Annotated in this window: 7 protein-coding genes; all 7 read right to left on the bottom strand. The window is 49.0% G+C overall.

What is annotated here, in order from left to right; all coding sequences use genetic code 11:
- Positions 1 to 19: 19 nt before the first annotated feature.
- Positions 20 to 4,663: a non-ribosomal peptide synthetase gene (locus tag B4V02_RS13245; protein ID WP_094155148.1), complete on the bottom strand. Its 4,644-nt coding sequence runs from the start codon at positions 4,661 to 4,663 to the stop codon at positions 20 to 22.
- A gap of 24 nt (positions 4,664 to 4,687) precedes the next feature.
- Positions 4,688 to 17,362 (bottom strand): non-ribosomal peptide synthetase/type I polyketide synthase, encoded by a 12,675-nt coding sequence (locus B4V02_RS13250; RefSeq protein WP_094155149.1) that lies wholly within the window; start codon positions 17,360 to 17,362, stop codon positions 4,688 to 4,690.
- Entirely contained in the window at positions 17,337 to 18,560 is a 1,224-nt protein-coding gene (gene fabD, locus B4V02_RS13255; RefSeq protein WP_094155150.1) for an ACP S-malonyltransferase, read from the bottom strand. Before fabD ends, B4V02_RS13250 begins: the two co-directional genes overlap by 26 nt.
- 657 nt (positions 18,561 to 19,217) lie before the next feature.
- Positions 19,218 to 19,766, bottom strand: coding sequence for a GNAT family N-acetyltransferase (locus tag B4V02_RS13260; protein ID WP_094155151.1), 549 nt, complete (start codon positions 19,764 to 19,766; stop codon positions 19,218 to 19,220).
- A 242-nt stretch (positions 19,767 to 20,008) separates the two neighbouring features.
- Complete coding sequence (locus B4V02_RS13265; protein ID WP_167383801.1) at positions 20,009 to 20,983, bottom strand: aldo/keto reductase; 975 nt, start codon at positions 20,981 to 20,983, stop codon at positions 20,009 to 20,011.
- Positions 20,984 to 21,055: 72 nt separating this feature from the next.
- Positions 21,056 to 21,559: a ferritin gene (locus B4V02_RS13270; protein ID WP_094155153.1), complete on the bottom strand. Its 504-nt coding sequence runs from the start codon at positions 21,557 to 21,559 to the stop codon at positions 21,056 to 21,058.
- A gap of 210 nt (positions 21,560 to 21,769) precedes the next feature.
- Positions 21,770 to 24,727: a glycoside hydrolase family 48 protein gene (locus tag B4V02_RS13275; RefSeq protein ID WP_094155154.1), complete on the bottom strand. Its 2,958-nt coding sequence runs from the start codon at positions 24,725 to 24,727 to the stop codon at positions 21,770 to 21,772.
- Positions 24,728 to 24,911 lie beyond the last annotated feature (184 nt).

Raw genomic sequence — 24,911 nt, forward strand, 5'->3', positions numbered from 1 at the left:
CATGTTGGTTTGTTCATCTTTATTTGAGATTGTTCAACAGCTTGTCGGCCAAACGACTTGCCATATGTTCAAACTCTCCGATGGATAATTGCCCATATGTGAAATCAGTCGGACTTTGCTCGGTTGTTTCCTTTGCGCAGCAATGGCGAATGAGCCCCAGCAAATGCTTTTTATATCCTGTAGTCAACCGCTCCACCGTAGATGGTTCATATTCACGCCCGCTATAGTCAAATACAAGACGAAATTTTCCATCCATTACCATGCCGTTGATATCAAAGGTAAATGTTCTTTCGGCATGGGGACTCACTTCAGCACCGACCAACGAAGAAAGCGTTGAAGTTCGCAAAAGTGCATCTGCTCCAGCCTTCCCATCAAGTTGTCCCAAGTAGTTAAAGCTGATTTCCGGGACCTTGGCTGAAAAAAGTGTATTCGTACCCTGCTGGTTCCTTGGGGACAAATAGCGTAAAATCCCGTATCCTACACCCTTGTTGGGCAGCCGCCGCAGCTTGTCTTTAACCAGCTTGATCTGATGGGCCAAGTCTTCCGGCTTGCTTACGTCCATCACAAACGGATACTCGGACGTAAACCAGCCGACTGTGCGGGAAACATCTATGTCTTTGATGAACTCCTCCCTGCCGTGCCCTTCCAAATAAACCGCAATTTCAGCATGCCCGCTCCATTCATGAAAAGCTAACCCTAGCGCCGTCAGTAAAATATCATTAATTTCGGTATTGTAGGCATGGTGCACGTGTTTCAACAGGTTTTCGGTTTCTGCCTGGGTGAGTGTCACTTCGGATTGGCATGCGTCACGAATGAGGCTAACCGAAACCTCATGATCTTTTGGCAGAGGGTGTATCTCACGAGCTTCTACCGCATTCCAGTAGTTTATTTCCTGACGCGCCTGTGCGCTTTGCGCGTACTCGGACAAACGCGCTGCCCATTCCTTGTAGGAATCGGTCTTGGCGGGGAGCTGTAGCTTTTCTCCGTTAGCTAACTGTTGGTAGGTTGTTTCCAGGTCTTCCAGCAGGATTCTCCACGACACACCGTCTACGACAAGATGATGAATGATGATTAATAAATGATCGGCTTCCTGTAGCCGGAATAAAGCCAAACGCACAAGCGGGCCGTTGCGCAAATCAAAACGGCTTTGTAACGCGTCAGCAAGCTGCGCGATTTCTTCCTCAGGCTGGTCAGCATGTAATAAATCGTAGCTTTTCAATGTAAAGTGTTCACCTTCGGCTATGGCTTTGTTAAAGGCGACAGGTTCTTTTTCACGCTCATCAAAGGTCATGCGCAAGGCATCATGGTGCATGGTCAGCTTATCCATGGCGATTCTCAGCCAGGCTTCGTTCCATCTTTCGGCGTTCTGGAGCATGACAGCCTGATTATAATGATGACGTTCTGTTCGATGATGCTCAAAAAATTCCCATTGGATCGGTGTCAGCTCCACTACACCTTGAACTTCCCCCTGCGGGATGGTCCGGGTTACTTCTTTGATATAAGGAGCGATCAAATCAATCTGCGGATGACGGAACAAATCCTTCATATCCATTTTGAGACCCTTCGCATTCAACCGGACCATAATTTGTAGTGCTTTGATCGAATCCCCGCCAAGCTCGAAAAAGTTGTTGCGCAGGCCAATCGGCTTAACGCCAATGACTTCCTCCCAGATGGAAGCGAGTGTCTGCTCCAGCTCGCTCTGCGGCGCTTCATACTCGACGTCGGTCAACGCAAAATCTTCGGGTTCTGGAAGCGCACGTCGATCAATTTTACCGTTATGGGTCAAAGGCAATTGATCCATAACGATCATATGCGCAGGCACCATATAGCTTGGCAACTGCTTGGCAAGCTCTGTCCGCAGGAAGGATTTGTCGGTTGTACCTGCTACGTAGGCGCACAAATACTTTTGTCCGGTCTTATCCGTTCTATCCGTGACCACCGCTTGGCGTACCTCATCCAATTGGAGTAAGGCCGACTCAATTTCACCAAGCTCGATCCGGTAGCCACGGATTTTTACCTGAAAGTCAACCCGGCCTAGAAAATCAATGTTGCCATCTGGCAGCCAGCGGGCCAGATCTCCGGTGCGGTACAGACGCTCTCCGTTCACAAAAGGATTCGGTACAAATTTCTCCGCCGTCAGGTCAGGACGGTTCAAATAACCGCGGGCCACAGAAGCACCGCCCAAGCACAACTCCCCGGCTACACCGATAGGGAGCGGCCGCAAAGCCTCATCCACAATATATACTTTATGATTTGGCAGTGCTTTTCCAATCGGGACGATACCTGATGGAGGCAGATGTTCAGCTGTTTCTTCATAAAAGCTGGAATCAATAGCCGCTTCAGTTACACCGTAGGTATTTATGATGCGCATCGTATCGCCGAAGCGATTCAAAAGCGTCCGATAGTTCTCAACGCCAAAGCTGTCCGCGCCTGTAGTAAGCAGCTTCATGGCACTGACATCTGTACCGTGTTCATATACGTAGTCCATAAACAGTGTCAACAAGGCTGGCGGAACTTCAAACGTCGTAATTTCGTGCTGTTCGAGAACCTGGGCCAAAGCTGGAGGATCGTTGCGCACATCCTGCGGGCAAATGACCATGGTGCCTCCGTTCAAGAATGTCTTGGCCAGATCACCGGCAAAGACATCGAACGACATACTGGCAATCTGAAGGAGCTTGACTGGAAACTCTTTTAACTGGTGAGCTTCTCTATAGCCCCACGCCGTATTTACGTAATGGCGATGCTCGATCATCACCCCTTTGGCGTTGCCCGTCGTTCCCGATGTGTAAATGACGTAGGCCAAAGCCTCAGGATCATGAATAGGCGTGTAGATGGGCGCTTGTTGATGGGAATGCTCCGCTTGTGAAGCTTGTTGAAATAACGCTGGCAAGTCCAGCACTTCACCAGCAAAATCCACATCGGTCAATAGTTGAGTCAAAGAAGACTGCGTGAGCATAATCGTAGCCATGCTGTCCTGAAGCATGTAAGCAATTCTCTCTTTCGGGTAGGTCGGATCGACAGGTACGTAGGCAGCTCCCGCCTTCATAATCCCTATCACAGCGATAATCATGTCTGCTGAACGCTCAAGCATCACGGCGACGAGATGTTCGCGCTTGACCCCACGGTTCTGTAGTGCTTGAGCAAGCAGATTGGCCTTCTCATTCAACTCATGATAGGTCAGTGCAGTATCTTCGTAGATGACAGCGGTCTGTTCCGGGATACGTTCTGCCTGCGCCTCAAATATTCCATGAAACGTTCCGGCAGGATAGTCAGCAATCGGTCCGCTCCATACATTAGTTAGCTCTGCCTCTTCTGTAGCGGTCAGCAGACGAATGTCCCGCAGCAGGAGCTCTGGTATACGTGCAATCTGAACGAGTGTATGCTCCAAATGTCCGGCTAACCGTGTCATCGCTTCATCGCTGTAGACATAGTTGTTGTAGGACAGCATAAAGCTCAGCGCTTTTCCGTCCTCCACTTCGATGTTGAAGTGGTAAGGCGTTTCTTCGGACAGCTGGGCGTCCTCCACGACGAATCCAAGCCGTTCCTTCAGATCAGGCCGGCCAACCATATCCTCCAGCCGGTAATTTTCAAACACAACAAAATGATTCATGAGTTGCTGCTTGAGCGCTGACTGGGACTGTATTTCAGCGAGTGAAAAATAGTCATATGCCCGTGATTGAACCGCGCTGCGCTGCACTTCACGAAGCAGACCTGAGAATGGCTGATCTGCATTCAACTTGATCCGTACCGGTATGGTGTTAATGAAAAGTCCCAACATCTGTTCCACACCTTCAAGTTCCGGCGGTCGACCGGAAACAACGGTGCCGAAGACGACGTCTTCACTTTGATTGTATCCTCCAAGCACCACTCCCCATGCAGCCAGAAACAGACTGCTAAGGGTTGTTCCGTTGCGTTCAGCCACCGCCCGCAATTGACGGGTTGTTTCATCCGTGAGTGTTATTTTATGCTCATGCAGCAAGTACCCGGTATCTGCCTGGAGCGGATCGGCTACAGGCAGAGTTGGCAGCACGGATGGCTGATCATAGCCGTTCAGGATGGACCGCCAGTATTCCCTCGCCGCCTCCTTATCCTGCTTATCCAGCCAGCGGGCATAGCCAGTATAGGGCTGCGGTGTTGGCAGTTGTACGGTCTTACCCGCTTTCAGTGCTTCATAAGCCGTGAACAGCTCGTCCATCACGATGCCGAGGCACCAACCGTCCATAATAATATGATGAAAGCTTAAAAGCAGCGTATATGCATTCGTTTGAGTTTGAAGCACAGCCAGACGAATGAGCAAATCCTTGCTCAGATCGTAACGATGGTTCCGGTCTGCGTCTACGTAGCTGCGAATGGCTTCAGCTTGCTCTGCCTCGGGAATATTCATCAAATTTTCGTAACGAAGCGTTGGATTTCGCTCCTTAAACACGATGAGCCGCGAGCGGGAGGCACTTTTATGATAAATATTCGAACGAAGCGTTTCGTGACGCTGTACCAGGGTCTGAAAGCTCTTTTGCAGAGCCTCCAGGTTCAGTTCACCCCGGATGGTCATTCGTACTTGCTCATAGTACGCCTGTGATTCCGGCTCCATCACCGTATGAAAGAGCATCCCCTCCTGCAAAGGCGTTAAATTGGCCACTTTTTCGATTTCAAGCCTTTTACTCATCGGATTTCCCCCTCGGGCGAATAATTATAGGCTTTCATAAAAATGCTTCATCTCTTCGAACTCTTCCAGATCCAGATCATCTGCCCCTACGTCTGTTGGTGTCAGTTCCTGACCGGATTGATCCAGACAATGACGGATGGCATTCAACAGGTGAGTTTCGAAGCGAGAGAAAAGTTGTTTGACCGTGCGCTCTTCATATGCATTTCTGTCATAGGATATACGGATACTTAATTTTCCGTCTTCCAAGCGGCTATCCATATAAAGAGCATAAGATGAACAATTAACCGCATCCTTGCTACCTGCTCCAACTTCAGCTTGCAGCGGCGATGTTGAAAAATAAACCGATTCCGGGTGTAGGGCGTCTATATAACGGAACCCCATTTCCGGATGACGAGAACGTTGGGAATTCGTTGGATTGCTGAATTCGGTCAAATATTTTAATACACCGTAGCCTAGCCCATGGTTGGGAACCTGTCGAATGGTCTCCTTCACACGCTTGAGCAACCGCGCTATATCATCCGCAGATTTGATATCCAGTACAACTGGATACACGGACGTAAACTGCCCTACCGTTCTGGAGATATCCAGCGAATTTGTTTCACCCGGCTCTCGGCCAGGGTTCTCCACGTAGAGTGCAATCCGTTCTTGTCCTGACCATTCGGACACTGTTTGACCCAGCACGGACAGCAGTACTTCCTCCGGCACGGTATTGTAGGCATGGTTGACCTGTGTCATCAGATGCTGGGTTTCGTCTGTTGATAATTGCAGGTGGAGCTGATGTGTTTGTCTCTCCGCTCCAGAATCCGCAATGACTTCATGGTCTTTGGGAAACGTCCCCCACTCGGACAACTCGATCTTGTTCCAATAGTCCTGCTCCTTGAGCAGCTCTTTGCTATTTGCATAATGCTCAAGATGCTCTGCCCACGTTTGGTAAGCGTTCGTTTTGTCCGGTAAGACAATCATTTCCCCGTTCAAAGCCTGTCCGTAGCCTGTTGCAAGGTCCTCCAGCAGAATGCTCCACGATACTTGGTCAGCTACCAGCGGGTCTACGGCAAGGAAAAGATGGTCCCCGCTATCCAGATGGAAAAGCCCTGCCCGAACCCGAGGCCCTTCAAACAATCGCAGGCTGCTTTGCATCCGTTGGCATTCGGCTTCCAATTGGCTGCGTGCTTCGCTTTCTATTCCCGTCAGCGACAACACCTCCAGGGTAAAAAGCTCCTCATGCAGTCCTTTGTGAGCTTGCATAACCGACCCGTCAGCCTGTCGTAATAAGCCAAGGCGCAGAGCATCGTGGTGCTCTACGATTTTCTTCAATGCAGCACGCAATGGCTGCTCGTCAAAGCCCGACTTTGCCAACAGCAGTACCGACATTGCGGCAGGAAGGGCCTCGGATGCTGGATGCCGTTCGAACCCATCGATTAGATGTCGTTGTATCGGTGTCAGTGGTGCCTCTCCATCTATCTGGCCTTGCTCTATCGGGCGGGATAGTGTTTCTGTATAGCCGCTCAGAATTTCAATGGACGGATGCTCCAGTACGTGTCGGATATCCAGTGAATATCCGTGAAGACGCATGCGTGCAATGACCTGAACTGCTTTGATGGAATCGCCTCCGAGCAGGAAGAAGTTATCCTGAATGCCCACCTGATCACGTCCCAAAATATCTTGCCATACGGCGGCCAAAGCTTCTTCCACATCATTTCGCGGTGCTACATAGGCCACATCCGGTCGGAATAGCTTTTCAGGCTCCGGCAATGCTTTTCGGTCGGTTTTTCCGTTCGGTGTCAACGGTATCCGATCCAGAAACACGAAGTAAGACGGAACCGAGTAATACGGAAGCAACTTGGCGGCATGTTCATGAATGACCGTTAAGCTCGGTGTTTCTTCTGTATTCAGTACAAGGTAGGCACACAAGGCGGATTCTTGCTCTTTGTTTTGATTTACAGTGACGACTGCCTCTTGAATTGCAGAATGGCTCATCAAAGCATTTTCAACCTCACCCAGCTCGATCCGGAATCCGCGTACTTTCACCTGATGGTCGATTCGGCCGATAAACTCCAGATTTCCGTCTGCTTTCCAGCGAGCGAGGTCACCCGTTCTGTACATTTGTGTTCCTGTTGAAAATGGATTATTCACAAATTTTTCCGCCGTCAACTCCTCGCGGTTCCAATAGCCACGGGCCAGCCCTTCCCCTGCAATACATAGCTCGCCCGGTATGCCGATTGGCTGCAATCTGTCCTGCGCATCCATGACATAAATGTGCGTATTCGCAATGGGGCGTCCAATGTCAATCTGTTTGGCATGGGTAAGCTCCTGTACTGCCGACCAAACCGTCGTTTCCGTTGGCCCATACATGTTATAAATGCGGGGACCGTTCAAATTCTGCAATGCCTCCAGCAGCCTGGACGGGAGCGCTTCTCCCCCAACCATAATTTCCTGTACACCTTGCAGCGCACGGGAGCCTTCCTCATGATTCAGCAGCATGTGCAGCCGGGATGGCGTCATTTGCAGCATGTCAATATGATGTGCAGTAATCAGCTCGCCAAGTGTCTGAGGATCGACCTGATGATGGCGGTCGCCTAGCACGACGGTCATTCCGCCCAGCAGCGGCAGAATCGTTTCCAAAACGAAAATATCGAACGAAATGGTAGTGAGCGATAACATCGTTTTGTTCGCTGCAAAGTCGATCACTTCACGCATTCCTGTAATAAAATTCAGCACCGAGCGATGCTGGAGCATAACTCCTTTCGGATTTCCGGTTGAGCCAGAAGTATAGATGACGTAAGCCAGATGCTCCGGCTGAGCATTGGCTTCCAGATTGGTCCTTTCCCCTTGATATACTTCCTCATCTTCGATAAACAGCGTGTTGTCGCTGTAATGGTGTTCTCCTACCAGCTCGCGACTGGTCAGGAGTACGGCAGCCTCACTGTCACTCAGCATATATTCAATACGGGCTGACGGATATTCAGGGTCGATAGGCACATAAGCGCCACCCGCTTTTAGCACGGCGAGCAGACCGATAATCATTTCCGCCGAACGCTTCACCATCAGACCGACTAGCTTATCGGGTCCTACACCATGCGCTTGAAGTACCCGTGCCAGTGAGTTCGCGCGTTCGTTCAACTCTCGGTAGGCCAGACGCTGCTTTCCGAACACCAATGCTATATGATCCGGCGTCTGTAAGACTTGCTTTTCAAACTGCCCGTGGAGTGTCTCATGGTATGGGAAAGGTACGACAGTATCATTAAATCCCGTTAGCAGCAATTGCTTCTCTTCATCAGATACGATCGTAATATCGGCCAACCGCACCCCGGCATCCTGCGTCACCGTTTCCAAAATTCGCACATAATGCTCGGCCAGCCGCCGGATGGTCTCCGGTTTAAACAGCTTTGTGCCATACTCCAAAGTGAAGGACAAACGTTCTTTCTCCTCGGTCACATGCAATGAAAAATCTACCTTGGATATGCCCGCGTTGAATTCTTCCGGTTTAAAACGAATGCCTCCTGTTTCCAAAACATCTGTGCCGACATTTTGCAAACTGAATATCGTATCGAATATCGGGTTTCGACTTACGTCGCGTACCAGTTCCAGCTTGTCTACAAGCTCATCGAACGGGTATTCCTGATGCTCCAGTGCCAGCAGCAAGTTTTGCTTAACCTCCTGCAAAAAGGACTGGAACGTTAAAGAAGCTTGCGGCTGATTGCGAAGAACCAGCGTATTGACGAACATGCCAATCATCGTTTGCGTATCCACATGCCGTCTTCCGGCAACAGGTGTACCCACGATAATGTCCTCTTGGCCGGAATATTTGCCCAACAGGACATTATAAGCCGTCAAAAGTACCATAAAGATGGTAGATTCGGTATCCTGGGCCAATTTGTAAAGTCTGCTCGTAAGTTTGGATTCCAGGGTGATGGTCAAGCTGTCGCCTTCAAAACTTTGTGCTTGCGGGCGTGAAAAGTCCGTAGGCATATTCAGTACAGGAAGCTCGCCATTCAAGGTCTGAAGCCAATATGATTCATGCACTTGCCATGCGTCATCCATGATCTGCTGCTTCTGCCAAGCAACAAAGTCTTTGTAATGAAGCTGAACGTTCGCAAGCTGTCTACCCTGATACCGTTGAATGATTTCATCCAGCAGCACGGCCATGGAGAAACCATCGGACACGATGTGGTGCATATCCACTAGCAGATTGAAGCCACCTTCGATAAATTCGTACAGTTCGGCGCGGAATAAAGGAGCTGTTCCCAGATGAAAAGGCTGAACAAACAAGGTCCGAGCCTGTTTTGCTTCTTCCTTGGAAATACGGGTATACGGGATGTCGAATGGAATCGTGTCCCGAATTTTTTGTACCACTTCCCCGTCCTCCAGATCGAAATACGTCCGAAAGGATTCATGACGCAAAATAACTTCCCTAACGGCTTCAATGAAGCGGGAAACCTCCAGATCTCCCTCTATAAAAAGCTGACCGGGTACATGATAGGCCGTCCCACCTCCCAGCTGATCCAGCACATACATTCTCTTTTGGGAAGAAGATACCGGATAGAAGGCTTGCGATTTCACAGATACAATCGGTTCATAGGTCTTCTTTGTTCCACTCGCAATATATGTAGCCAGATCACCAATCGTTTGCAGTTCAAAAATGTGGCTGAGTGGAATGTGTACACCTAATTCCTTGTTGACTCTCGACAGAATGACCGTCGCTTTTAGTGAATCACCGCCCAATTGAAAAAAGTTATCGTCATCGCTGATATCCGTTACATTCAGAACGTCCATCCAAATGTTCACGAGTTGATCTTCTACGTCGTGGTTCTCAGAAACGGCGTCTGTTTTAATGAATACGCTTGCTTGTCCCTGCTCTGGCAAAGCCTGTAGATCAGGCTGACCATCCGGCAGAAGAGGAATATGGTCCATAGGAATCCAAAAACGGGGCTGCGTATAATCTGGAAGAATTTCGATTACAGCCTTTTTTAGTGCTCCTTCTTCCCAAGGCTTCGATGCGTTTGCGACCACATAGGCGGCTATATATGAGACTTTTCCAGCTTCGTCCGTTTGTGGTGTAATGACGCAGGACTCCAATTGGAAAACTTGCAGCAGGTGTTTCTCCAGCTGCTCCAGGTTAACCTGATGTCCGCGAATGTGGATGCTCCGATTCAAATTTCCAATATGCCGCAGCTTGCCATCGTTTTCCACGTAAACCCATTCCCGGGTCGTTCCCAACAAACCTGCTGCTGAGGCTTGATACACCTCCCCTGCTGTCCCAACTGGTGCCAAATGCTTGTAGGCATCAAGGACGCAAAGATAGTTTCCGTTGGCATCGGTATTTGCTGCCCATGCTGCTCGAAGCTGTTCATTCTCCGGCGCACGGAGTAAAGACAGCGCGGAAACGCAAGCCCCTTCTTCCTCTACAATGGAATGCAGCAGATTCAGGAAATATCCTGACCATGCTTCGATCATGTTTTGCTGAAAAAGATCCGAATTGTAGTCGAAATCAAGACGCAATTGCTTCTGCGCCTCTGTCACGTTCAAAAACAACTCGTATTTGCTGAATGACACCTCATTCTCAACGAGTTCTGCTTCCAGTCCATGGAATTGAAAACGCGGAATCGGTCGATCCATATTGAATACAGCGTTAATGACAGGCAAATGCCTCAGCCCCAACTGAGCGAGTCCGGCAAAGCTGTACTTTTGAAAGCTGTCCAGTTCATTCATACGCTTTTTGACCGTTTGGACATGCTCCGTAAAAGTAGCATCAGGACGCACTTCGCTGATCATCGGAAGCAAGTTGACACAGTTGCCGATCAAAGAGAAGGCGTCCATATGGGATTGTCCTGCGGTGGGAACACCCACCGTTACTTCCTGCTGCCCTGTCAGGCGATGCAGAAAAATCTGAAAGGCGGATAGCAGCGTTACAAAAAGGCTGCTGCCTAGCTTTATGCTGGCGGATCTCAATTGTTTAACGAGCGCCGCTTCGAGCATTACAGCATGCCTGCTTCCTCTGGAAGACGGAATCTGTATTCCCCTCACCGGAGATGGCAGTTGGAGGACAGGCTGCTGCTTTTCTAGCATTACCGACCAAAAAGCAAGGGCCTCTTCTTTCCCGGTCTTCAATTGATCCTGCTGCCAAACCACGTAATTCCGAAAAGGTATTGGTTCTGGAAGGCTGTAGTCAGCTTGTCGGACAAGCGCAGAATAGATCTGCTCCAGTTCCTGAATGAATACACCAATCGACCAGCCATCCGCGATAAAATGATGAAACGTAAAGACACTCAGATGCTCTTCATCCGATATTTTCAGCAAATGAATCCGGAATAACGGCTCGCCTGGCGTCATGGCAAATGGGGTTTCGCTATCCTTGATCATCCATGCCCGGATATGCTGTTCCTGTTCATCCGGGTGATAACTGGTAAAATCATGAAGCGGGACTTCCGCTTTCATCACAGGAGCGATCACCTGAGTTTCCCCATCGCCGCTCATAAAGGTATGTAAGGCTTCATGACGGTTTACGATCGCCTGAACAGCCTGGTTGAACGCCTGCTGCTGAAGTGAACCACGAAACCGCAACAAGGCGGTTTCGTGTAAGGATTGAGAGTCACTTCGATCTGAAACAGAGGCGAACCAAAGCTGCTTTTGCTCTGGAGTCAACGCAATCACAGTTTCTGCTGCTTCAGCCTCTGGAGGTACGGTTACAGGTTGCTTGCCCGGTCCCGGGCCGTTTCCATTCGGGGGCGGGTCCGGTAAAAATCCCCCTTTGCGCAGCTCGTTTACGCTATCCTTGACCGCTCGTACGATTCGCGCAATATCTTCCTCGGTATGGGCCGTGGACAAGAAGCAGTTTCGTCCCTCCCAGATATAGATGCCTTTGTCCAGCATGTGATAAAAGAACAATTCCAGATCGCCTTTGAGCACAAAGCGGAATAGAGAGCCAAAGTGAACAACCTTCATAGGTACGTGTTCGTCAGTGAAATAGCTGTTCAGCTCCGCTGCTAACGCCGAGGTACGGCTGTTTAAGCGATTTTGCAGCTGCTCGCCATTTTTCTCCAAATGATCCAGCACCGCTAAGGATGCAGCCATGGCCAGCGGATGATGGCAGAAGGTTCCTGCCACAAAGGTTCGCTGCTGCTCATGCTGGGGATAGGAATCGTCCCCGAAGCTCCACGTGCCTCCGTCGATCCCGTTCATAAAGGCGGCTTTCCCGGCTACGATGCCGATGGGCAGTCCGCCGCCAATGATTTTACCGTAGGTCACGAGGTCGGCTTGCACCCCAAACCACGCTTGGGCTCCCCCGGGCTGAATCCGGAAGCCTGTGATGACTTCATCAAAAATAAAGGCAGTACCCGACTGCTCCGTTATCTGACGAATTTCCCGTAAAAAAGCTTTGGGCTGAAAATCTGGTCGACGGCTTTGCACCGGCTCCACGATAACCGCGGCCAGTTCATGCGCATGGGTGCGGATATAATCCAGGGAATCGTCCGTCCCATAAGTAAGCACGACGACATCGTCCACCATATGCTGCAAGATACCTGGAGCCAGAGGTGTCGAATGCTCCTTGTTATCACCGGCGCTCCCCAATGCCAGCACCCCGTCGAATGTACCGTGATACGAGCCGGCAAAAAGAACGACTTTAGCTCGTCCAGTGGCAGCACGTGCCAAACGGAGCGCGACCATAACGGCCTCCGTCCCAGAATTATACAGGGCAATCCGTTCCACGCCGGTCATCTTGCATATTCGCTCGGCGACCTGTCCGGCCATGTTGGACATGGGGCCGACACAGATGCCATTCTTCAGCTCGTCCTCAATTTTTTCACGAATAAAAGCTGGATTGTGTCCGAACAGATTCACACCAAAGCCCATCGTCAAGTCGACATATTCATTGCCGTCCAGATCCCAAATTTTTGCACCGTCTGCACGCTGGGATACAATTTGATACACCATTTCCTTCAAAACAGGCCGGAAACCAGCCACATTGCGGTTGTTGGCGTATACGGAGCGATACTGCTGGGTGTACTGTTTGGTGCTGCGCGTACGGGCCGTGTAGCGCTCAATCAGCTCTTGCAGGTGTTGTTCCTGACGGAGCGAAAGCAATTCACGTGCTTTAACATCCAGCTTTTTATAAGGCGTATATGGCTTGACTTCATTGCTTGTCTGCTTGGCAACAGCCTTTACGGATGGAGCCGGTGCTAATGCAGTTGCGACTTTCTGCTTGGATTCAATACGGATGATCTGTGCACTTTCACTACTTGTCGATGGCAAAATGCCTGTTTTCGGGCTAAATGGCTCGGAAGCTATTACGGATGCAGATGGCTGATGCCTGAGAACATCGAGCTGCTGTGACATCAGATGCAGTTGTTGCTCCAAAATTCGCTCTACAGCAGCAGAAGCTGTAGCGATTGGGAGGCTTTGAGCCCGTGTATGCCCAGCCGTATCTATGGCATACGCGGATGCGGCAACCGGAACGGCGGAGTCATGAGATGGTTGGGTTAACGGGAAGGCTGCAAAATCAACCTGATTCAGCGTTGTTTCTGGACGATTTTCCACAGATTGAACCGGGTTTTCAGCAGAAGTGGAAATGCTCACCCGCTCGGCTACGTAGCTGGCCAACAGCTCCAGCGTGGTCAACGATTCGAAAAATTCGTTCATTGGAACGTCCAGTCCGAAGGTATCCTTGATACTGTGGCGAACCTGGGACAAATTAATGGAATCCAGCCCAAGCTCCAGAAAATGTGTTTGTGGCTCCAGTTCCTCCAGGCTGAGCTGAGATACGTTACCGATCATTTTCGCTAACTTTTGAAGAATAGATGATTTGTGCTGACCGGTAGCAGATGCCGACGCTGAATATTCGTTTCCCATCATTCCAGACTCCTTTACTGTTGAGTTTTCATGAACTGGTGCCTTCTGCTCCATCCGAACCTGTTCGGGCACGTTAATCCAGCATCTTTTCCGTTCGAATGGATACGTAGGCAGAGAAACCTTTTTGTAGTGCTTACCTGCATAGAGGGCATTCCAATCGATCTGCGCTCCTTGCACGTACTTGGCAGCCAACTGCTCCAGTGATTGCAACGTGTCCAAGCTTCCAGCGATCATCTCTGCGCCACCTGTGCTACCCACTTTCCCGGTGTATACACCTTCGACGACCCTGCCTTGTTCGTGCAACTGAAGCACCTTCGCTTTCAGCGCATCCGCCTCTGCGGCAGTCACAGCAATCCGGTGATTCAGGTGACTTCTGCCTGTGTTAGCCGTATAGCATACATCCTGCATCACGAGTTCTTCCGCGCGTCCGAACCGTTCTGCGTACCGCCCGACCAGCTCTCGCAAAGCGGACTCACTCCGCGCTGACAAGGTCAGCAGCAGCGGTGATGATCTATTGTTGCTGTCCGTTGAGGCTTGGTCTGATTCCGTCTTCGCCATATATTCCTCCAGCACCACATGGCAGTTTGTCCCGCTGAATCCAAAAGAACTCAGCCCGCTTCTTCTCGGGAAACCGTTCGTTTTCCATTCCCTCAGCCTCGTATTGGCATATACCGGGGATTCCTCAAAATGGATCTTTTGGTTTGGTGTGCGGAAATGAACGAGCGGCGCAATCTGTTGGTGCTTCATGGACAGTACGGATTTGATCAAGCCCGCAATCCCGGCAGCTTCGTATAAATGACCGATATTTGTTTTGACCGTGCTGATCGCCACAAACTGCTTACGCTGTGTATGCTTGCGGAAAGCCTTGGTAATGCCGTCAATCTCAACCGGATCGCCCAGCTTGGTTCCGGTGCCATGCGCTTCGATATAGCTGATTGTCTCAGGATCAATCCGTGCATCGCGCCACGCCTGCGAAATCACTTCTGCCTGAGCCAGCGCATTCGGCGCGGAAATACCAATCGTGCTGCCGTCCTGATTGATGGCACTTCCCTTGATCACGGCTAAAATGTTGTCACCGTCTTGTTCCGCTTTGCGCAGCGGCTTCAGGAAGACGGCTCCAACGCCTTCACCCCAGCCCGTTCCGTCCGACTGGTCGTCGAAGGCTCGTGCCCGATCATCGGAGGATTCCATGCCAATGCCTGCTTTCAGCGGCAGCAAAATCGTCTTCACTCCACCTGCCAAGGCCATGTCGCAGTCTCCATTCAGGATGGACTTGCAGGCCAAATGCACTGCCACGAGTGAGGAAGAACATGCTGTATCAACGGTTAGCGCCGGGCCTTTTAGATCGAGCAAATATGCAATCCGGCTGGAAATAACGGACGACAAGTTGCCAATGGCAAAGTTCGGCAGCGCGCCGGGCTCCACCTCAGACAACAAACGCTCGTATTCGAAGCTGGTTTTGGAAAAACCGACATACACGCCGACCTTTTGACCTGCCAGCTGCTTACCCCCATACCCCGCATCCTCAATCGTGCTCCACGCGGTTTGTAGAAATAGCCGTTGATTGGGGTCCATGAGCGAGGCTTCGCGCGGAGTCAGCTTAAAGAAGGAATAATCGAACTTGTCTACTTCGTCCAGATATCCACCTTCCGCGATTTGCACATTCCGTCCTTCCGTATTCAGACGGGAAATGAAAGCTTCGGCATCTTTCCTTCTTTCGTCACTGTACGGGCCGATATTGTCAGCCCCTGCTGCCACATTCGCCCAAAACTGCTCCAGTGTTTCCGCTTGAGGAAATTTGCCAGACATGCCAATGATGGCAATATCCCGGTCATTCGCTTCCTTCTTGTCCTCAGACTGTGCTGTTGCAGCCGCTTCACTCCTCAGGTCCTGACTGGAGATATACGCAGCCAGCTTGGCGATGGTCGGATAGGAAAAGAAGTCCGTCACCTCCATATGAATCCCTAATTGATCCTCCAACTGATCCACAATTTGAACGAGCTGCAAGGAAGTCACTCCGATATCAAAGTAGCTGTCGTCCGTCCCGATCGACTTTACATTTAAAATATCCTGGCAGATTCCAATCAGCTTCTGTTCTATCTCTCCTCGAGGCAAGGCTACACGCTCAGCTGCTTGTATGACTCGAGTAGCCTCGGCCAGTGCTGTCAATATTTCATCAAATTCACCCTGCTCATAACTCTGGGCTAATTTGAAGCGCTGAACTTTCCCGCTGGTTGTTTTAGGGATGCGCCGGATCGGAACCACATCCTGAATATGCCAACCTCCCCGGTAATTCAGATGGCTTTTCAACTTTTGGACAAGCGGTACAAAATGCTCTATCTTTTTCGTATGCATCACAAAGGCAACAATACGATCCTGTCTCGTTTGCGCATCATGTACACCGCACACAGCTACTTTCCCGAGATCTACGCCATCCAGTTCCTCGGCAATCCTCTCGATGTCATGCGGGTAGACATTCTGTCCGTTCACGAAAATGATATCCTTGGCTCTACCGGTAATAGTCAGGCGGCCGTTCCGCATAAAACCTAAATCACCGGTGATAAGCCAGCCATCCTCTGTTTTGACCTTCGCGGTAGCCTCTGGATTATTATAGTATCCGGCTGTCACATTTTTGCCGCGGATCTGTGTGTGTCCAATCACCCCATCTTCGAGCACCTGATTTTGTTCATCGCAAATGCGGACAGAGGTGCTGGCCAGCGGATACCCCAAATCCACAAAAGTAAGACACCGCTTGTCGGACTTGTCCACTTCTTCGATGGGTTCACCTACGTGTAATTGCTGCCGATTCAAATGAATGGGGATAAAAGTACTTTTGTCCAGAGGTGGAGAGGAAACCCCCACACTCGCCTCTGCCAATCCGTAGACAGGGAGCATTGCATTTTTATTCAAACCGTGAACACTCATGGCATCCATAAACACATGACAAAGCTCCACAGATACGGGCTCAGCTCCATTTAAGATCATACGAACACTTGACAAATCCCAGTTAGCTGCTGTTTCATATTTATACTGATCGAGAAAAAATTTATATCCGAAATTGGGAGAGCATATTTGAGTCACCTTATGCTCCGATACTTTTTTTAGCCATAAAGACGGGCGTCTGATAAAAAGTGCTGTTGGCATAATCAGTTGCTTGGCATTAGCGATCACACAGGTTAAATGAAAGGCGATCAATCCCAGGTCATGCGTAAGCGGCATCCAGCCCAAATAAGCATCCTTGGAGCTCATGCCCGTTTGATTTGCGATATCCCGAATATTGTAAACCAAATTTTCATGCGTCAGCATGACTCCTTTGGGATCACCTGTAGAACCTGAGGAAAATTGGATAAAAGCTAAATCCTCTGGTTTGGATATATGAACTACACCTTTACTCTGACTGGAATAATCGAATGTATGGCTTGAAAAAGTCGCTTTTTTAACAAGCTTAAAGGAATCCAGCAGTTCGTGCTGGTGCGAGTATTTTTCCAGCTGCTCCAATACCTTGTCATCTGCAATCATATAAGGACGGGAGAGTGTATTCCAGATTTTAAACAATTTCATTTTATGCTCATCATTGTTCCCTATGCTTACAGGAACTGGAACGATTCCACCGAGAAGACAACCCCAAAATACATTTACAAAAGTATGATTGTCATCGATCTGCATGATCAGCTCATCGCCAGGTTGTATCCCTTTTACCTGTAACTCATGAAGTACCTGTAATGCTTGCTCCAGAAGTTTACTGTAGGATACGTATTCCTCTTGCTTATCACCAGTAATAAAGGTGATTCCGTTCTCATCCCGGCTTGCACGGTCTTGAATGATTTCAATTAAAGTTTGAAATTGCTCCATCTTGCTCCCTCCTCAAGTGCTCTAGCATTACTTTTTGCTCTCCTTCGGAGACCTGTTTGGTTTGCAACACCAGGCGAATACACTCCAGTATTTCCAGTCTTTGCTCAGCTGCAGGAAGAGGGCCGCTGCCTGATTCTGAGTTTCGCAATAATTCTTCCAGTCTCCGAACAGGTAAAATAACACCCTTTCGATACTCATCTTCATTCCAGTTGGCATTGGGGGTAGACACCGCCAGTGACAGGGAACAGGCAATCCAATTACGGATCGAGAACCGGCGTTCCAGTTCAACGCGATCCAGGTCTCTGTCCAGAGACAGCACTTCGATAGCAGTATTTATTTCCTTCGCCAAATTTTTCAGCACCGTTCGTGGACCTAACTCGACGCCTTGTTTCACACCATGATTCGCCATATACTGCATGGTTTGAATCCATCGAACCGGTTGAGTCATTTGCAAAATCAATCCTTGACGGATGCTGTCAACATCGGGATATGGCTGAGCAGTGACATTGGAGATCACGGGCCACTTCGCCTCATTTAAAGTGTATCTTTGCAGCTCTGCGGCCAGTCTGTCCGCAGCATGCTGCATAAGCGGACTATGAAAAGGACCGCTGACCTGCAAGCGCGTAATTTGGGCGCCCCGCTGTTCTAACTCGCCAGCTACCACAGCGACAGAGGTGCGATGACCGGAAACGACGTACTGGTTAGGTGAATTGTAACAGGCAATGACAGCAGGCTGATCGACTGTGGAGTGTAAACGACAGAATTCTTCCACGGCGCCTGGCTCAGCTCCGCGAACGGCAATCATGCTGCCTAGTTTTGCCACTGCAGCTTCTTCCATGAAGCGTCCCCGCTCTTGAACCAGTCGCAGAGCGTCGCCAAAGGCTAGAACACCGCTACTTACCAGAGCTGAATATTCACCCAGACTATGACCTGCTGAAAATTCAGGGATCATCCCGATTTCATGCATATAACGCCGAAATGCAATGACGCTGATCGTAAGAAGTGCGGGCTGAGTATAGAACGTTCTGGATAGCTGGGTAATCGGACCTGCCATGCATAAAGCCTTCAGATCATATCCCAAAATATCAGCAGCCTCTTCAAACAAGCGATCCGCTTCTGTAAAGCCGCTATGCCATGCCGTTCCCATTCCTACATACTGAGACCCTTGTCCAGGAAAAACCAAAGCCATGCGATTCATACCAAACCCCTTTCCTCCCCACAAAGATGTGGCAAAACAAAAATGTTTTTACGATTCAGGTGTTAATGTACATATGTATGAAGACAACAGCTGTAGAGATAGATGCTGCAAAAAGCAACAAAATCGATTGTCAAAAAACAGTAATCGACATGTAAAAGTGAATGGGTTATGGAGTTTCCATTCGTGGTGTGGTTGAGATCAAAAGTCAGATGTGTGAGTAGACTTGGAAGTGTAAAAACCTTGAGGTATGCTGGAATTTCAGGCTTGGAACCTAAAATTCAGCATCATAGATGAATGTGATGAGAAATTGCTGAGGTCATACAGGATGTTTTTTGATAAGTAAGTATTAAATGAGAAATATTTTATTTATATAATAGATATGGACTCGAAAAATGTCAATATCTTTTTAAATTCCTTTAATAAGAAAAAAATGCGATATATAAATGTTTTTGTTTCAATATAAACATAAAAGTAAATTAAAGTATGTCGATATAATGTATACATATATTATACACACAAACAATGCCCTCTTTTGTCTAAAAATTAGGCATTGTTTGTAATTTTTAATGAATTTTTGTGAAAATTTCTGTGCAGTAAAGTGTAAGAAACGGATTTTGTGTTAAGAAAGGCGTACCGAGTCGTTCCCGCTGATCGGGTCTAATTTCGCTTAGCTGTCCCGGCTTCATTTTTCTCACGAATGTAGGTATCAAATAATTCAGGATTCACCACTTTACGCAGTAAGTGCATCGTCCCATCCCCAGTTCCGTGATCAAAAGCATGGATACGTTCATATCCCCAACGCTCGTACATGGATAGCAAATATGGATGTTTCTCCGCTGTCGCCAGTGTCACCGCAGGGGCTACCACCTGATCACGAATAATCGCCTGCTCTACCCAGTTCAGCAGTTTTCTCCCGTATCCTTTACCCTGTGCAGTCGGGTCCACGGCGAACCACATCACAAATGGTAAATCGGTTATAAAATCAAGGGCTCTATTTTTCAGATGGCTAACCGTAGCCTGTATGGCACCATCAACTTCCAGCACATAGCAATCATTATTTTTAATGTTTTCCTGAATGAGAGCCACGTCTGCCTGAGCGGCAGGCCACTGAAGCCCCAGCTGCCGAATCGTTTCGTATGCCTCGTACGTCACATACTGCAATCTTTCGGCGTCCTCCTGTTGTGCCAAACGATAGATTTCGCTCATGTTAACCCGCCTTTCTATATTGTCATTTATAGTGTGCCCGTCACTTAACTTCATTAATCCCATCTACTTAATCAGATATGAAGAATAATATTACTGTAGCACGCTCACTATTGCAGTGACTAATTAATTTTTTCTATAGCTACATTTAAAATAACAATGTTAAATGTTGTAATATGCTCATTAAAAAAGCCGAAAACGTTACGCCCGCTGTCCGGGGTAACGTTTTCGGCATAAATATTCCGCTATGGCAGCCGATAGAATGCGAACGGCTCGCCGCTGCGGAAGGAAAGGCTGGCTTGCTCCAGCTTGCCCAGCGTTGATGCATCCAGATGAACGGAGACACTGTGCAGATTATGCTGCACCTGCTCTACCTGGGTGGCTCCAACAATAACAGTAGAAACGGCGGGCCTGTTCATCAGCCAGGCCAATGACAGCGCCGTGGGCGAAGTGCCCAGCTCTTCAGCGATTCCTTTTACTTGCTTTCCGAGTTCAATTCGCTCGGGGCTAAGGAAGCGGCTGAAGTTAGGATCGGTTTCGGCTCTGGAGCCAACAGGTGCGGCACCACCTCCGGCATATTTGCCGGTGAGAATACCTCCGGCAAGCGGGAAATAGGGAATGATCCCGATCCCTTGATCGAGGCAGAGCGGGAGCAGCTCCATCTCCGGCGTACGATCGGCGAGGGAGTAGCTGCACTGAATCGAGACGTACTTGACCAGCTTCTGCGCTTCGCTGATCCCCAGCGCCTTCATCATTTCCCAGGCTGCGTAATTGGAAGCACCGATATAACGCACTTTACCTGCGGAGACCATATCGTCAAGCGTGCGTAGCGTTTCCTCCAACGGAGTGTAGGGGTCGAATGTGTGAATCTGGTACAAATCGACATAATCGGTCTTCAGACGGAGCAAGCTGCCCTCAAGCTCCTGCATCAGGTGATGGCGGGAAGATCCGCTCCCCCCTGGTCCTTCGTGCTTCGGAAGACCTGCTTTGGTGGCAAGAACGACAGATTGCCGTCTACCTTCCAACGCCAGCCCGATAATTCTTTCCGATTCCGAACCAGCATAAATATTGGCGGTATCCACAAAATTAATTCCCTGGTCGAGCGCAGCATGGATGATATTTATCGAAGTCTGCTGGTCCGCTCTTTTACCGAAGGAATTGGTGCCAAGGCCAAGCTCAGACACCTGAAGCCCACTGTTTCCCAAACGATTATATTTCACCCTGTTCATCAGTCCTCTTCCTGTGGATAGATGTATCTTGTATAAGTTTAAATAAAACTTGTACAGGCTGTGTTATTCCGCAGGTGCTGTAAAGCTTCGTTTGGCAAACTCACTGTCCAGCATGTAAAAGGCGTTGCTGTCTTTCTCAATACGCTTGAGCTTTTGGATGACTCCGTCGAACAGAGCTTCCTCTTCAACCTGTTCATCGATAAACCATTTCAGGAAATGGATCGTGGCATGTTCACGTGCGTCCAGAGCCAAGTCGGCCAAATGGTAAAATTTCTGTGTGTTTTGCTGTTCATGCTTGTAGCCGTGTTCAAATAAATCCAGCATGGATTCGTAGCTATTTTTAGGCTCAGGTAATGCTGCCAACGTAGCTCGCCCTCTGCGGTCATTAATATATTTGTACAGCTTCATCGCATGAAACCGTTCCTCCTCCGCCTGTACCAGAAAGAAGTTTGCGAATCCATCTAGACTTTCACTGGAGCAATAAGCGGCCATCGCCAGATACACATGAGCGGAGTAAAATTCAAAGTTCATTTGCTCGTTCAGAGCCTGTGCCAAATTGTCATTCATGTCTCAGGTCACCTCGGTTATTTATGTGATATGTAGCATACTTAGTGTAACACAAGAGCCTACGGGAATACACGATGTTGGAGAAATGGCCCATAATCAGCCCAAAATAAAAACCAGCAAGTCTCCGGAGGGTCGGAAACTTGCTGGTTCGTTTTTACAGCTCTGTGATGAAAAAAGTAGGCCACTCTTCACAGAACGATAATACCACTATTAAGGCTGCAAGCCCCAAACGAGCTTGTCATTGACATACAAAGGAGCTTTCTCCCATTCCGTATAAGACGATTTGGTTGGATCATAGGAGAAATCGTCGCTTTCGTTATAATTGCTCCAATCTGTTTTGTTTACACGCGTTTGGATTTCTCCAGTATCCTGTCCTGGTGCCAGACTTCCCGCACCGGGGCCAAAGGAGACTTCCATGTAATAATCCGCACCGGCCACAGGCGTGTCCAGCTTCACAAACTGGGCCTTGACGTTGCCGTTGCCCATCTGTGCATAGTCACAATGGAATTCCTGTGCTTTATCGCCATCTATCGTGTAATAATACCGCAGCTTGACATTTTGCAAATCAACAGCTTCCTCGCCCTTGTTTACAATACGGAAGCTTGAACGAATGTGATTGTCGCCTGCATTGGTATCGCCCACACGGTACAGTGTAACCAGATCTCCTGTAGCTGGTACAGGTGCTGCAGTTGGTGTGACGCTAACTTCTTGAGAATCCTCACTGGTACCCAAGGAATTCGTTGCACTGGTTACATAATAATAAGCTGTATCATTCACTACATTTGTATCCTTGTATGTTACATCCGTTACAGTTGCTACCGTCTCATAAGGTCCGCCGCTTGTAGTGGAACGTTTGAGTGTGTAGCTCTCTGCGCCAGTCGCTTTGCTCCAAGTCAGTGTAACTTCAGCATCGCCACCGGTTGCCTTCAGATTCTTCGGAGCCTTAGGAGCCGTTGGTTCAGCAGTTCCGCCGCCATTAATCAGTCGATCATATTCAGCGTAAGCTGTTGCCATATCAACTTGGGACCAGAAGCGGTGATAAGTGAATTCAGGCGCGCCGTTTTCCCATTTCTTCGTTTCTTTATTAAATGAGTTTTCATATTTATCCTTGACGTAGGACCACATAGGGTCCTTCACAATGTTAGGACGGATATCTGCATAGCTGGAATACGTACCATTGCCGCCCTTGGAAGGATCGGAAGGTACTGCATCTTTGCCAGGAATGGTGTTGCCCTGTCCTGTTTTACCGCTCCAGCCGTTTGGAATGTAGTTTTCTTTGGTAAAGTAGCGGTAGTATTCATCACGTGTTTCCTTCGTCGCAATACCTACGCCGTCATTATAGTTCCATGCGGCATCCAGCAAGGACTTGGACAGACCCTTCGCTTCTTTGCCCAATTCAGTAAAGTCTCCATTTTCGGCCTTGGTTGCGGCAGCAAAGAAAGTGAGTGCCTTCACATAGCTACCCAATACCCCGACATCTTGTACCGGATTTTTGGTTACTACATGTAGACCACTGTTGCCTTTATATTTAGCAAAGCCGTTCCATTTATCCGGCTGTCCGCTCCATTCGAGGTTGCTCGGGAGCCAAAATTCGCCTTGGGCTTTTTTAGTGGCGACTTTTACATTTTTGCCGCTCAGAATACGTTTGCCTTGTGCATCCAGATAGTAGCCTTGCGCATCAGTCACAGGGCGTTCATTGACAAATGCATAGTCCTTGGACCATTTAACCCATTTTTCCGTAGCTTGTTTGGCCATCTTGAACTGCTCGGAAGAGGTGTCGCCTTTTTTCGCTAAAATGTAATACAGCTCCGCAACACGCTCCATAGGCCAAGTCTGCATGCCGAACCAGTTGTTGGACGGCGGATCATGATATACAGGAGCTGATACATAAGCCATGTTATAGAAAGTGCTTGTGCCAGCAGGATATGCTTTATAGGCACCATCCCAGCTGTTCGTCGCTCCGCCTGCAATTGCTCCCTCATCGGATTGCAGCCAAGTGTAGAACTCCAGCTGGCGTTGCAGCGAGGTGCTCCAATCCTGTCCTGCAGTTGGTGATTTTGGAACCAAACCGCCATTCTTGTCGGATAATGCGTATGCCGCCACCACGTTCTGGTAGCCTTGGTGCGCATGGCTTGCGCCGATCCGCCATGCCCAGTTGCCTTCTTGGCCGAGGCCGCCGCCCCATGATGTATACCATGCCATCAGGTATTGGCTTGCATCTTTGCCGGAACCGGAAGTCGGGCTTCCGTTGGCAGCACTACCAATTTTTTGGAAGTACTTATCATACATTCCGTAGCGTAAGTAATCGCCCATTTTCTTTGCTTTATTTAAATATACTTCGTTGTCATATCCCAGCTCTTTAGCCCAATACATCGCCTGAACCGCACGAGCATCCGCATCAGTGGCATTCGTATAACGCCATTGTGGAGCAGGATTCTTATCTTCCTTGGTGAAAAGACTCATGAAACCTTGGTTAGGCTTGCCGAACTTCTGATTGTCTTGCGACGGATGCGGGATAGTCTCCCAAACCGATTCCTGTTCTCCGCGCTGGAACGTATTAATATAAGTAGCGGTATGCGACGGATTCAACAGATTGCCAAAACCATACCAGTTGTCCACGTCCAGCAGCCAGTGCATCAGATAAGTTTGATTGTTGCCATAAGTCGATTTCAGCTCTGAATCCAGCGGGTCTTTACCACCGGCATACTGACCGGTCAGACGGGCAGGATATGCGTCTGGCTGCGAATACTCCGCTGCATAGGTAGCAGGACTGTTTGGATTGTAGTTGCCCATCGTAGGCTGAGCTTCTTTACCAGGGATAATATATTTCTCCATGTTATCCCAAGCGGATTCCAGATTGCTCCAGTCTCCGGTGTAATGGCCATACAGCACTTCGAGCCACATCCAGTAGCTGTACGCTTCCGAAGTCGTGAGGTGACCATAATCCGGGGCTTCACTAATCAGCGTTTCTACGGAATGATAAGGAATCCCTTCCTTTGAAAAATAACCGCTAGCCGGATCCTTCAACTGCTTGTACATTTGAAGAAAACGTGTCGCCTCTGATGAGACTGCCGAAGCTGTGACCGATTTTACGGCCGATGCCCCGGCAGGGCTAGCTTGAGCTAAGCCCATAGTTAGCGGAAGCACCAAAACGGCCGACATGACCATTGTGAAAGACTTCCTAAATGCCGATTTCTTGCGTATCACTGCTACATCCATCCTCTCCAAAAATAGGTCTTGACATTACACAAAGCTTTGTTTCAAAAAAACGACAGCACAAAAAAACAGCATATCACCACACTTTCTCATATAAAAAAAGTAGAGGACACGCTGCCGATCATTCAAATGCTTC

The organism is Paenibacillus kribbensis (assembly GCF_002240415.1).
Taxonomy (GTDB): Bacteria; Bacillota; Bacilli; order Paenibacillales; family Paenibacillaceae; genus Paenibacillus; species Paenibacillus kribbensis.